Consider the following 12,830-nt stretch of genomic DNA (forward strand, 5'->3'; position numbering starts at 1 on the left):
CTAGGCCGGCAGGTGGCAGCGAACCGCCTCGCCGATGCGTTCGGCGTCAGGGCCTAGCACCACGTGCACCGTCCGCTCGCCCACCCGGACCACGCCGCGCGCGCCCAGGGCCTTCAGCGCGGCCTCGTCGACGCCGGCCTGGTCGGCCACGACTAGGCGCAGGCGGCTGGAGCAGGTTCCGACGGTCTTGAGGTTGCCGGCGCCGCCCAGGGCGCTGACCAGGGCCTCGGCCTTGCGGTCGTCTTCCACGGTGGGCAGCGTCGAGGGCGCGGTCTTCGCGGCGACGACAGGCTTGGCGGCTGCGATCGGAGCCGGGGCTCCCATGGCTTCGCGGATCTCGCCCGCCACGCCGTCGGCGATGGGACCCAGCACGACCTGCAGCGCCTTGTCGGACGGCTTGACGATACCGCGCGCGCCGAGGGCCTTCAGGGCGCTCTCGTTGACCGCGCCCTGGTCGGCGACGATCAGGCGAAGGCGGGTGGTGCAGGCGTCGACGCTGACCAGATTGGCCGCGCCGCCCAAGGCCTGAACGAAGTCGGCTCCACGTCCGCCGCCCGTGGCGACGGTCTGCGCGGTCGCGACGTCGTCGGCCTCACGGCCCGGGGTCTTCAGATCGAACTTTTGGATGAAGAAGCGGAACAGACCGTAATAGACCGCGCCATAGACCGCCCCCAGCGGCAGCAGCCACAGGGGGTTAGTCGCCTTGCCGAAGTTCAGGACGTAGTCGAACAGGCCGGCCGAGAAGGTGAAGCCCAGCTTGATGTCGAGTGCGTTCATCGCCGCCATGGCCACGCCCGTCAGCACCGCGTGCACGGCGTAGAGCACCGGGGCCAGGAACATGAAGCTGAACTCGATCGGCTCGGTCACGCCGGTCAGGAACGAGGTCAGGGCCAGCGAGAACAGCATGCCGCCGACGGCCTTTCTCTTCGCAGGAAGGGCGGTGTGGTACATGGCCAGGCAGGCGGCCGGCAGGCCGAACATCATGACCGGGAAGAAGCCGCTCATGAACGCCCCGGCGCTGGGGTCGTCGGCAAAGAACCGGCGCAGGTCGCCCGTCGCGCCGTGGAAGTCGCCGACCACGAACCAGGCGATGTTGTTGAGGATGTGGTGCAGGCCGGTGACGATCAGGATCCGGTTCAGGAAGCCGTAGACCAGCAGGCCGAACTCGCCCGAACCGACGATGGCGCGACTGGCCGCGTCGACCCCGCCGTTGATGGCGTCGTAGCCCAAACCGATCAGCACGGCCATCAGCAGGCCTGCCACGCCCGAGATGATCGGCACGAAGCGGCGACCGCTGAAGAAGGCCAGGTACTCGGGCAGCTTGAAGCCAGAGAAGCGGTTGTAGAACAGCCCGCCGATCACGCCCGAAATGATGCCGATGGGCACGCTGAGCTTGGACAGCGCCTTGGCCTTGTAAGCCGCGCCCGCGAGGTCGGCGTGGGCCGTGACCAGCCCCGCCGTGACCTCGGCCGGGACGTGCAGCAGGGTCTTGGCGCCCTCGCTGGCGATCAGGAAACAGACGACGCCGGCCAGGCCGGCCGCGCCGTTGTTCTCCTTGGCCAGGCCGACGGCGACACCGATGGCGAACAGCAGGCCGAGGTTCGAGAAGATCGCGTCGCCAGCGGCGGCGATGAAGCCGATGTTCAAGAGATCGGGCTGGCCCAGACGCAGCATCAGGCCGGCCACCGGCAGCACCGCGATGGGCAGCATCAGGGCGCGGCCCAGGGGCTGCAGGATTTCGAGCGGAGACTTCATGGGCGCTTAGGCTCCGAAGGATTTCGAAAGGGCCCGGACCGCCTCGGGCGAGGTCTGGTCCAGGGCCTGGGCCGCGAGGCTACGGCAAGACTCAAGGGAAAGGCTACGGACGCGGGCCTTCACCTCGGGCGCGATGGACGCCGTGGTCGAAAGCTCGGTGACGCCCAGGCCCAGCAGGATGGGGATGGCGGCGACGTCGGAGGCCAGGCCCCCGCAGACGCCGACCCAGCGATGGTGTTTCGCCGCGCCCTTGCAGGTCAGGTCGATCATCCGCAGCACCGCCGGGTGCAGGGCGTCGATGCGGGCGGCCAGCTCCGGATTGCCCCGGTCCATGGCCAGAACGTACTGGGTCAGGTCGTTGGTGCCGACCGAGAGGAAGTCGGCCTCGGCGGCGATCAGGTCGGCGGTCATGGCGGCCGCCGGCGTCTCGATCATCACGCCCAGTTCGATCTTCTCGATGATGCCCATCTCGCGCTTGGCCTCGTCCAGCACGGCGCGGACGGCGCGCAGTTCGTCGAGGCTGGCGACCATGGGGACCATGATCTTGCACTGGCCCAGGGGCTTCACCCGCAGGATGGCGCGCAGTTGGGTCTTCAGGAGATGCGGCCGCCACAGGCTGACGCGGACGCCGCGCAGGCCCAGGGCCGGGTTCTCCTCGGCCGGGATCGGCAGATAGGGCGCGGCCTTGTCGCCGCCGACATCGAGCGTGCGAATGATCAGCGGCTTGCCATCCAGGGCCGAGGCGATGGCCTGGTACTGGCGGGCCTGCTCGTCCTCGTCAGGCGGGGTGTCGCGGTCGAGGAACAGGAACTCGGTGCGCAGCAGGCCCGAACCTTCCGCGCCGTTGGCCACGGCGGCCAGGGCGTCGTTCAGCGAGCCGGTGTTGGCGAAGACCTCGATCCGCGTTCCGTCCTGGGTCACGCACGGCTGATGCGCGGCGGCCTTGGCGGCGGCCTTGCGTTCCTGGCGCTGGGCCAGGGCGGTCTGGGCGGCTTCCAGGGCCGGCGCATCCGGCGCCACGCGGAGCAGGCCGCTGTCGGCGTCGATGATCAGCGTCGCGCCGTCCTTGATCTTCAGCAGCGCCCCGCCGAGGGCGACCATGGCGGGAATGCCCATGGCGGCGGCCAGGATGGCGACGTGCGAGGTCGGGCCGCCGCGCGCGGTGGCGAAGCCGGCGACGAGACCCGGATCGACGCCCATCAGCTGCGAGGGCAGCAGTTCGTCGGCCAGCAGGATCGAGCCCGGCGGCAGGATCGCGCCGTCCTCTTCTTCACCCGTGAGAGCGCGCAGGACCTGGCGCTCCAGGTCGACGAGGTCGTCGACGCGCTCGGCCAGGCGGCGGTCGCCCAGGCCGCGCAGGGCCTCGACATAGCCGCCGACGGCCGTGCGCCAGGCGAAGCCCGCGCTCTTGCCCTCGGCGATCAGGCGGCGCGCGCCGGCCGAAAGCTCGGGATCTTCCAGGAAGGCCAGGTGGGCGCCGAGGATGGCCTTGCGAGCCTTGTCACCCTTGGCGGCGTTGGCCTCGATACGGGCGCGAACCTTGTCAAGGGCGGCGGCCAGGGCCGCTTCCTCGTGAGCCACGCCATCACCGCTCTCACGCACGATGATGTCGGCCGAGGCCAGCCGCACGGCCTTGCCGATGGCCAGACCCGGCGCGGCCAGCACGCCCTTCAGCACGCCGTCGCGCGGCAGTTCGGCGGGGCCGGTCGGCTCGGGCGTGACCAGGGCGACGGGCGTCGAGACCGCGGGCTCGGCGGGAACCGGACCGCCCTCGCCCATGCCGCCTTCGATCAGTTCGGCGACGGCCTGGATCGCCGCGTCGGCGTCCATGCCACAAGCCACCACCTGGATGGTGTCGCCATGGCGGACGGCCAAAGACATGACGCCCACCGGGCTCTTGGCGCTGGCGCGGCGATTGACGGCGACCAGGGCGACCTCGGCCACGAACTTGCGAGCGGCTTCGGCGATGCGGGCGGCGGGACGGGCGTGGATGCCATGCACCAGCGGAACGATGACGTCACGAGACACCTCGCCGGCGGCGGTCTCGCTGGAGGTCGAGGCCCCGCCAATCGGCGACAGCTCCATCAGGAAGTCGCCCACGCTGATCTCGCGATCCTGGTCGCGACGGACGATTTCGAAGGCGTCGAGATTGGTGATCACCACCGGGGTGATCAGGCTGCGAGCCCGCTGCGCCAGCAGGTCGAGATCGAAGCCGAGCAGCTTGTCGCCCGTCTTCACCGCCTGGCCTTCCTTGACGAAAACGCTGAAGCCCTCGCCGTTCAGGGCCACGGTCTCCAGGCCGACGTGCATCAGGATCTCGGCGCCGTTGGCCGCGCGCAGGGTCACGGCGTGGCGGGCGCGATGGACGGTGACGACCGTGGCGTCGCACGGCGCGTGCAGCGTCGAGTCCAGCGGATCGATCGCCAAGCCGTCGCCCAGCATGCGCTCGGCGAACACGGCGTCGGGCGTCTCGTCGAGCGGCGCGATCCACCCCTTCATGGGTGAGAAGAGAACGAGGGGCGCGGAGGGAACGAGGTTGGACACGGCCTTCAACTCTTCTTCGAAAACTAGTTCGCGGGCTTCACGGACACCCGCTCGATCACCCAGAAGGGGTCCAGCGTCTTGGACGTGAAGGTCAAGCACAGATCGGCCTTGCCCGCGCGGGCGGGCAGGCGCGTCGTCACCGTGGACAGGCCGGGGTTACGCGCTGCGTCGCCCAGCGGGATCGCGGCGATGCGCTCGCCCGTGCAGCCCAGCCTCACCTCCAGCTCGCCGCCCGGCGTGGCCGGCGGGTGCAGCGGGATGTGGTCGCGGTCCTTGCCGACCTGGAAGTTGAACGGGATCTGGGTGATGCGGGCCGTCAGCAGCGCGCCCTTGTCCAGGCTCGCGCCTTCCCAGATCCAGCACGGGTTGAAGATGTCGACCATCATCATCGGCCGCTTGTCGAGGGCGGCCGGCGCATCGTCGATCATGGTGATCGGCACCTTGTCGGTGCACAGCTTCAGCTGGCCGCTGGTGCGGGTCTGCAGCAAGTTCGCCGAGATCGTCCAGCCGCGCTCGCGGCCCAGGGCCTGACCGTTCACGAAGGTACGGGCCTTGACGCTCGCGCCCTTGGGCAGGTCCAGCGCGCCGGCATAGGCGGTCGACGCCGCCGTCGGCGCCTTGCCGTCGGTGGTGTAGCGGATCTCGCCGACACCCAGGCCGGTCGACAGCGCGACCCTGGTCTTGCCGCCCTCGCCTTCCGACAGGGCCGGCTGGGGTTCAAAGGGCACGCTGTTGGCGGCGACGCCCAGGATCTTCAGGCGCGCCATCTCGGCGGGCATGCGGCTGGCGAAATCCGTCCAGTTCACGCCGCCCTCGGGCGTCCAGCCGCGTTCGGCCAGGGCGACGGCGCGCGGGAAGGCCATCTGCATCATGCGCTGGTCGGTCTGCATGTGCTCGGTCCAGACATTGGCCTGGACGCCGAGGATGTGCTTGCGCTCGTCGGCTGACAGCTGTTCCGGCGCGGGATCGAAACCGTAGACGTCCTTGAGGCTGACCACGCGGCCGCGGCCGGTCGGCTCCTCGGGCGAGGTGCTCTGGCGGTTGTCGAGATAGAGCACCGGATGGGGCGACAGCACCGTGTCGTGGCCCTGCTTGGCGGCGGCGATGGCGCCGTCGATGCCGCGCCAGGACATGACCGTGGCGTTGGGGGCCAGACCGCCCTCGAGGATCTCGTCCCAGCCGATCAGGCGGCGGCCGCGCTTGTCCAGCGACTTGCCGACGCGCTGGATGAACCAGCTCTGCAGCTCGTGCTCGTCCTTGAGGCCCAGTTCCTTGATCTTGGCCTGGATCTTGTCGCTGGCCTTCCACTGGTCCTTGACCGCCTCGTCGCCGCCGACGTGGATGAAGGTCGAGGGGAAGATGTCCATCACCTCGTTCAGGACGTCGTCCAGGAAGGCGAAGGTCGCGTCGTCGGTGTTGTAGAGCCAGGGGAAGACGCCCCAGTCGCCCATCTTGGTCGCGTCCGGCGTGGCCGTGCCCAGCTGCGGATAGGCGACGATCGGCGCCAGGGCGTGGCCCGGGGTCTCGATCTCGGGCACGACGGTGATGTTGCGCGCGGCGGCATAGGCGACCAGCTCGCGGGCCTGGTCCTGGGTGTAGAAGCCGCCGTACTTCGGATAGTTCACCGCCGCGCCGGGATCGCGACGCCAGCCGGCGACCTGGGTCAGCTTCGGATACTTCTTGATCTCCAGCCGCCATCCTTGGTCGTCGACCAGGTGCCAGTGGAAGGTGTTGAGCTTGTGCGCCGCCATGGCGTCGATGACCGCTTTCAGCGTGTCCAGCGACTGGAAGTGGCGGGCGCTGTCGACCATCAGGCCGCGCCAGGCGAAGCGCGGCGCGTCCTCGATCGCGGCGGCCGGCAGGGCCACCGGGCCCTTGGCCTCGTCCGGCGTCGCCAGCTGCCACAGCGACATGGCGCCGTAGAAGAGGCCCGCGCGCTTGGCGGCGGCGATCGTCACGCCCTTGGGGCCGATGTCGAGCTTGTAGGCCTCGCCGGCGGGGCCTTCGCGGGTCAGGACGATAGCGCCGCTGGAGGGCGCCGCGCCCTCGACCACGGCGGGACGGAAACCGCGCGAGCGCTGGATCAGGTCGGCGAGCTGGTTGGCCACGCCCTTGGCCTCGACGTCACCCTTGGCGACGTGGATGCGGGTGGCGGCGGAAAGCGGGAAGGAACCCTCGGCGACAACGACCTTGGCCGGGGCGGGGGTGATGCTGAGGCGCGCGGATTGCGCGTTCACGGACGAAGCGCCGAGAACGGCTGCCAGGGTTAGCGCCGAGACGGCGGCGATGCGGAGCGGGGTCTTGGTCACGCGGCCTCGCGAATGGGAAAGCGACAGGTTGGTAGACGGCAAAAAGCGGGCGGGACAGCCAAGCCGCCCCGCCCCAGCTCCATGCTTGCAGTCAGGAGGGGATCGATCGCGTGGAGCGGGGCTTGGCGGGTCATGAGGGCGATCCTGAACCAAGCGGCGCGCGCGAAGCAATGTGCTGAGGGCCGGAGGCTCCGGAATGGCCCGGAGCCTCCGCCGCCGAGCGTCTTAGAACGAGACGTTCAGCGTGGCCTGCAGCTTGCGGCCCGTGCGGTAGACACCGCGCGGCAGGGCCGTCGTGTTGGCGTAGGCGTAGTACTCGCTGTCCAGCAGGTTCTGACCCGAGACCGAGGCCGTGATGTTCTTGGTCACGGCGTAGCCGACGGTGGCGTCCAGGGACTTCGAGGCGCGCACATACATGTTGTCGCCGCGGTCGACGCCCGTGAAGTACTTCGAACGCCAGGTGTAGGTGGCGCGGGCCGAGAACGGACCGGCTTCGAAGAACGGGCTGATGTTGACCTGGTGCTTGGAGCTGTAGGGCAGCATGGCGCCGCCTTGGGCCGAAGCGTCGGCGTAGGTGTAGTTGGCCAACAGGCCCAGGCCGTGGCCGAAGGTCTGTTGGTAGGCGACCGCCAGACCCTTCACCTCAGCCGAGCCCGCGTTGAACGGACGGCTGATCTGGTAGGTCGTGACCTTGCCCTGCGACTGGTTGAAGTACGATTCCGGCTGCGTGCGCTGCAGGATGTAGTTCGAGATGTCCTTGTAGAACACTTCGGCCGACAGGATGGCTTGCGGCTGGAAGTACCACTCGGCCGAGGCGTTGACGTTGCTCGACTTGTAGGGCTCCAGGTTCGGGTTGCCGCCGCCGCCGGTCAGGATGCCGTCCGACAGCCAGAAGTAGTTGGTCATGTCGGCATAGTTCGGACGGGCGATCACCTGGGCCGCCGCGAAGCGCAGGACCAGGTCCTCGCGAGCGTCGACGATGATGTTCACGCTCGGCAGGACGTTGTCGTAGCTCTTCTTGCTGGTCTGCCAGGCCCAGTCGGCGGCGGTGTTGCAGGCCGCGCCGGGCTTGCAGACGTAGCCGGCGCTGTCGACCGAGGTCTTCACATAGCGGAAGCCAAAGTTACCGCGCACGTTGTCGGCCTTGAAGTTGGCCTGAGCGTACAGGGCGTCGATGTTCTCCTGGATGGTCCAGTTGCCGGCCGTGAACTCGGCGGCGGCGAACACCGAAGGCTTCGGCATCGAAGCGCCGGCGGCCAGCCACTTGCCGCTCTCGACGTACGACAGCATCGTCTCGCCGTTGATGCGGAAGCGACCCGCCATCTGCGTGCCGACGTTGTCGAAGCCCTTCAGATAGTTGCTGGGCACGGTGCTCGGCGCGAACAGCGAGGACGGGGCGGCAACGCCGGTGATGGCGATACCGGCGTACTGCTGGCTGGTCTGGTGCTCACGACGCTTGTAGCCGACCTGCACGCGCTGGATGACCCCGTCGAAGTCCTTGCCCAGGTCGACCTGAGCGTACTTCTCTTCGTCCGACGTCGGCTTGGTGACGATGTTGCCGCTCCAGCCCGGATCGGTCGCGAAGGCGGCCGGGTTGGACATCACGTTGGTCGCGTAGGTCAGGCGGCCCGGGCTCTTGGGCGTGCCCGACAGGTCGACGGTGTAGTCGGCCCAGTTCAGGAACTCGAGGAAGACCTGACGCTTGGTGCCGCCGTCGGCGGTCGACTTGCCGATCTCGCCGTTCAGATCCCAGCCGTCACCCTTGTACTGGCCCTTCAGGTGATAGGTGTCGGAGTTCAGCTCGGCTTCGCGGTACTGCACGTCCAGGACGCTGAGGGCGTTCTTGAACGAGGCCTTGGTGACGACGCCGTTGTTGACCTCGATGCCCGTCAGGGCGCCCAGGCTGTTCCAGGTGTTGCCCTGGAAGGCGTACATCGACTGGTTGGTGTTGTCGTAGGTGGCCTTGATCTTCATCCAGTTGAAGTCGAACGCCAGCTGGTCGGTCGGCTTCCACTGCAGGCCGGTGGTGTAGGTCGTGCGGACCCGGCCCTGTTCGAAGAAGTGCGTGCCGAAGGCGTTCGGGCTGCGGGCGTTCAGGTTGGCCGTCAGGGTCGTGGCGCACGAGCCGACGCAACCAGCCTTTCGCGAGTCGACCGGGTTGTCCGGATTGCCGCCGGCCCACTGGTTGGCCGCGATCGTGCCGTAGCTTTCGATACCGTCGCGACGCAGTTGATCCTCGGCGCGCTGGACCGCGAAGCTGGCGCCGAAGGTGTTGGCGTCGTTCTTCCAGCTCGTCAGGAACGAACCCTGCAGATCGCCCTTCTTCGAGCGGTCAGTGTAGAGATAGCTCACCGCGCCAGCGATCATGCCGGACTTCAGGTCCAGCGGCTTGCGGGTGTTGACGATGACCGTGCCGCCGATGCTGCCTTCGTCGATGCGGGCTTCCGGCGACTTGTAGACTTCCACCCGGCCGACGATCTGCGGAGCCAGGAGGGCGTAGTTGAACGTGCGGCCCGGAGTGTCCAGGATGAACCAGTCGGCCGAGGCGACGGTCTGGCCGTTCAGCAGGGTGCGGTTCAGCGCCGGGTCGGTGCCCAGGATGCTGACCTTCTCACCTTGGCCGAAGGCGCGGTCGACGGTGACGCCCGGAACGATGGTCAGGGCTTCGGCGACGTTGCTGCTCGGGAACTTGCCCACGTCCTCGGCGGTGACGACGTCGACGATGGCGTCGGCCTTGCGCTTGGATTCGATGGACTGCAGCAGCGAGGCGCGGATGCCGGTGACGACCACTTCCTCGACGGTGCTGTTGTCTTGGGCCAGGGCCGGAGCAGCGACCATGACCACCATGGCGCTGGCCGACGCGGCCAATACGGACTTACGGAAATTCTTCATAACTCGGCTTCTCCCCATTATGCCGGGCCATTGGACCGGAGCCGAACCCCAAGCCCAATATGATACCAATTTTCTGGGAGGTTCCGCAGAAAGTGGTACTTCTCAGGCCTCGGACGGGAACTGTGACGAAAATTTTGCGGATGACAAGGCCAAAAAGAAACCAATTGCAGACCATGTTCTTATTGGTATGAAAATGGTCATATGCTATCGAGACAGGGACGAGGGGCGCCGTCGATTTGCGCGACCAGTCCGAATGCAAGCAGGGGGAGGGCTGTAAATGACGTTTGCTGAACGGATCGGACGGCTCGACGCCAAGGGCGATCACGCCCCGCTCTACAAGCAGCTGCAGCGCGCCCTGCGCGACGCCATCCAGAAGAAGGTGCTGTCGCCCGACGACGCCCTGCCCGCCGAGCGCGACCTGGCCGACGAGTTCAACATCTCGCGCATCACGGTGCGCAAGGCGCTGGACGGCCTCGTCAGCGAAGGCCTGCTGACGCGCCGCCAGGGCGCGGGCACCTTCGTCGCCGCCCGGGTCGAGAAGAGCTTCTCGAAGCTGTCCTCGTTCACCGAGGACATGATCTCGCGCGGGCGCACCCCGCGCAGCGAATGGATCAGCCGCGCCGAAGGCCAGGTGACTCCGGAAGAGTCGTTGACCCTGGGCCTGTCGCCCGGCACGCCGGTCTATCGCTTCGCCCGTATCCGCTACGCCGACGGCGCGCCGATGGCCGTGGAATACACGACGATCGCCGCTTTCGCCCTGTCCTCGCCCGATGCGGTCGGGACGTCGCTCTACGAAGCCCTGGAAAAGACCGGCCACCGTCCGGCGCGCGCCCTGCAGCGGCTGCGCGCAGTGCTGTTCCAGGCAGAACAGGCCGACCTGCTGGGCGTTCCCGTGAAGGACGCCGGGCTGCTGATCGAGCGGCGCGGCTTCCTGAAGGACGGCCGGGCGGTGGAAGTCACGCAATCCTACTATCGCGGCGATGCGTACGATTTCGTCGCGGAACTGAACTCGCTGTCCTGAGCGGCAGTGTCCCTAAGTGCGTTTTGAGTCCGAGGAGTAGAGCTTGGAGGCGACTGTCTTGACCCGTCCTGAGACCCCCGCGCCCGCGCGGAAGTCGCCTGAATCCACGCGTATGTTCCTTGAAGCCGGCCAAGCTTCGGCGGTCGCCGCCGCCCAGCTGACCGCCAACGCCCGCAAGATCGAGGCCCTGGCCGAGCGCCTGCGCGCCAACCCGCCGCGCGTGGTCGTCACCATCGCTCGCGGCAGCAGCGACCACGCCGCCACCTTCGCCCGCTACCTGATCGAGACCAAGGCCGGGGTCCTGACCTCGTCGGCCGGCCTGTCGGTCAGCTCGGTCTACGACGCCTCGCCCAATCTGGAAGGCGCGCTCGTCCTGGCCATTTCGCAATCGGGCAAGAGCCCCGACCTGCTGGCCGCCGTGAAGGCGGCCAAGGCCGCCGGCGGCTATGCCGTGGCCCTGGTCAATGTCGTCGACTCGCCGCTGGCCGAGCTGGCCGACGAGGTCATCCCTCTGCACGCCGGCCCCGAGCTGAGCGTCGCGGCCACCAAGTCCTACATCGCCGCCCTGGTCGCCATCACCCAGCTGATCGCCGCCTGGACGCAGGACGAGGAGCTGACCAAGGCCCTGGCCTCGCTGCCGACCGCGCTGGCCGAGGCCTGGGCCCTGGACTGGTCGCCGGCCGTCGAGCGCCTGAAGCTGGCCCGCAATCTCTACGTCCTGGGACGCGGCGTCGGCTTCGGCGTCGCCCTGGAGGCGGCCCTGAAGTTCAAGGAGACCTGCGGCCTGCACGCCGAGGCCTTCAGCGCCGCCGAGGTGCTGCATGGCCCGATGGCCCTGGTGAAGGACGGCTTCCCGGCCCTGGTCTTCGCGCAGGATGACGAGAGCCGCGCCAGCGTCGACGACATGGCCAAGGGCCTGCGCGAACGCGGCGCCGACGTGCTGCTGGCCGGTCCCGGCGACAATGGTCCCGGCGCCCTGCCCGCCCTGTCCAGCCACCCGGTGCTGGAGCCGATCCTGATGATCCAGAGCTTCTACCGAATGGCCAATGCGCTTTCGGTCGCGCGCGGCTACGATCCCGATAGCCCGCCCCATCTCAACAAGGTGACCGAAACCGTCTGATGCTGGCTGCTCTCGTAAATGGCCGCGTCCTGACGGAAGCCGGCGTCGTTGATGGCAAGGCCGTGCTGGTCGAAGACAGCGCAGTCGTCGGGATCGTCGATGCGCGCGACGTCCCGGCCCACGCCGAGCGTCGCGACCTGGCCGGCGACCTGCTGGTTCCCGGCTTCATCGACACCCAGGTCAATGGCGGCGGCGGCGTGCTGTTCAACGACTCGCCGACGGTCGAGGCGATCGCCGCGATCGGCGCCGCCCATCGCGCCTACGGCACGACCGGCTTCCTGCCGACGCTGATCAGCGACGACCTCTCGGTGGTCGACCAGGCGATGCGCGCCACCGAGCAGGCCATCGCGCAGGGCGTGCCCGGCGTGCTGGGCGTGCACATCGAGGGCCCGTTCCTCAACCCCAAGCGCAAGGGCATCCACGACGCCGAGAAGTTCCGCGTCATCGATGACGAGGCCCTGGCGCTGCTGACTTCGCTGAAGGTCGGCAAGACCCTGGTCACCCTGGCGCCCGAGCGCACGACGCCGGACATGATCCAGCGCCTGGCCGACGCCGGGGTGCGGGTCGCCGCCGGCCATACCAACGCCCTCTACAAGACCATGCGCCAGGCGCTGGACCACGGCCTGACCGGCTTCACCCACCTCTTCAACGCCATGTCGCCGCTGACCAGCCGCGAGCCCGGCGCGGTGGGCGCGGCGCTGGAGAGCCAGTCGGCCTGGTGCGGGATCATCGTCGACGGTCGCCACGTGGATCCGGCGACCCTGAAGATCGCCCTGCGCACCCGACCGCTGGACCGGTTCATGCTGGTCACGGACGCCATGCCGACCGTCGGCATGAGCGACAAGCAGTTCAACCTGCAGGGCCGCCACATCCGCGTGGTCGACGGCGTCTGCGTCGACGACCACGGCACGCTGGCGGGCTCGGACCTCGACATGGCCGGCGCCGTGCGCAACGCCATGGCGATGATGGGCCTGTCGGTGGACGACGCGGTGATGATGGCCTCGGCCGCTCCGGCGGCGTTCCTGGGCCTGGGCGACCAACGCGGCCGCATCGCTGTCGGCCAGGCGGCGGACTTCTGCCTGCTGGACGGCCAGATGAAGGTCGTCGCGACCTGGATCGACGGGGCCGAGGCCTAACCATCCTCGTCACGCCGCACCCTAAGCGCGGGATGACGGCTGCTGGATGAGCA

Annotated in this window: 7 protein-coding genes; 3 read left to right on the plus strand and 4 right to left on the minus strand. The window is 68.5% G+C overall.

The genetic code is table 11. The features are described from left to right. The 4 genes from nagE to AC07NN_RS15770 all read right to left on the minus strand — a co-directional run bounded on the left by nagE (position 1) and on the right by AC07NN_RS15770 (position 9,500). The gene (gene nagE / locus AC07NN_RS15755) at positions 1–1,755 is read right to left on the minus strand and encodes an N-acetylglucosamine-specific PTS transporter subunit IIBC (RefSeq protein WP_494642732.1); all 1,755 of its coding nucleotides are present in this window, start codon (positions 1,753–1,755) and stop codon (positions 1–3) included. 6 nt (positions 1,756–1,761) lie between these two features. After that, on the minus strand, positions 1,762–4,254 hold the full coding sequence (ptsP, locus tag AC07NN_RS15760) for a phosphoenolpyruvate--protein phosphotransferase (protein WP_494643984.1): 2,493 nt from the start codon (positions 4,252–4,254) through the stop codon (positions 1,762–1,764). Positions 4,255–4,322: 68 nt separating this feature from the next. Then, on the minus strand, positions 4,323–6,608 hold the full coding sequence (locus AC07NN_RS15765; protein ID WP_494642733.1) for a family 20 glycosylhydrolase: 2,286 nt from the start codon (positions 6,606–6,608) through the stop codon (positions 4,323–4,325). Positions 6,609–6,833: 225 nt separating this feature from the next. Beyond that, the gene (locus AC07NN_RS15770; protein ID WP_494642734.1) at positions 6,834–9,500 is read right to left on the minus strand and encodes a TonB-dependent receptor; all 2,667 of its coding nucleotides are present in this window, start codon (positions 9,498–9,500) and stop codon (positions 6,834–6,836) included. A gap of 277 nt (positions 9,501–9,777) precedes the next feature. On the opposite strand from AC07NN_RS15770, the gene AC07NN_RS15775 reads away from it, so the two are divergent. Genes AC07NN_RS15775 through nagA form a run of 3 tightly spaced genes read left to right on the plus strand, consistent with a single transcriptional unit; the run spans position 9,778 to position 12,777 of the window. Further along, positions 9,778–10,521 (plus strand): GntR family transcriptional regulator, encoded by a 744-nt coding sequence (locus AC07NN_RS15775; RefSeq protein ID WP_494642736.1) that lies wholly within the window; start codon positions 9,778–9,780, stop codon positions 10,519–10,521. A gap of 43 nt (positions 10,522–10,564) precedes the next feature. Next, positions 10,565–11,641 carry an SIS domain-containing protein gene (locus tag AC07NN_RS15780; RefSeq protein WP_494642738.1) on the plus strand — a complete coding sequence of 359 codons (1,077 nt, stop codon included), beginning with the start codon at positions 10,565–10,567 and terminating at the stop codon, positions 11,639–11,641. Further along, positions 11,641–12,777, plus strand: coding sequence for an N-acetylglucosamine-6-phosphate deacetylase (gene nagA / locus AC07NN_RS15785; RefSeq protein WP_494642740.1), 1,137 nt, complete (start codon positions 11,641–11,643; stop codon positions 12,775–12,777). The genes AC07NN_RS15780 and nagA overlap by 1 nt, the downstream gene beginning before the upstream one ends. Positions 12,778–12,830 lie beyond the last annotated feature (53 nt).

This window comes from Caulobacter sp. GW821-FHT09H08 (genome assembly GCF_059415885.1).

Bases quoted from the DNA above. Each gene is read 5' to 3' on its own strand.
- nagE (WP_494642732.1), bottom strand. From the start codon at position 1,755: ATGAAGTCTCCGCTCGAAATCCTGCAGCCCCTGGGCCGCGCCCTGATG.
- ptsP (WP_494643984.1), bottom strand. From the start codon at position 4,254: ATGAAGGGGTGGATCGCGCCGCTCGACGAGACGCCCGACGCCGTGTTC.
- AC07NN_RS15770 (WP_494642734.1), bottom strand. From the start codon at position 9,500: ATGAAGAATTTCCGTAAGTCCGTATTGGCCGCGTCGGCCAGCGCCATG.
- AC07NN_RS15775 (WP_494642736.1), top strand. From the start codon at position 9,778: ATGACGTTTGCTGAACGGATCGGACGGCTCGACGCCAAGGGCGATCAC.
- nagA (WP_494642740.1), top strand. From the start codon at position 11,641: ATGCTGGCTGCTCTCGTAAATGGCCGCGTCCTGACGGAAGCCGGCGTC.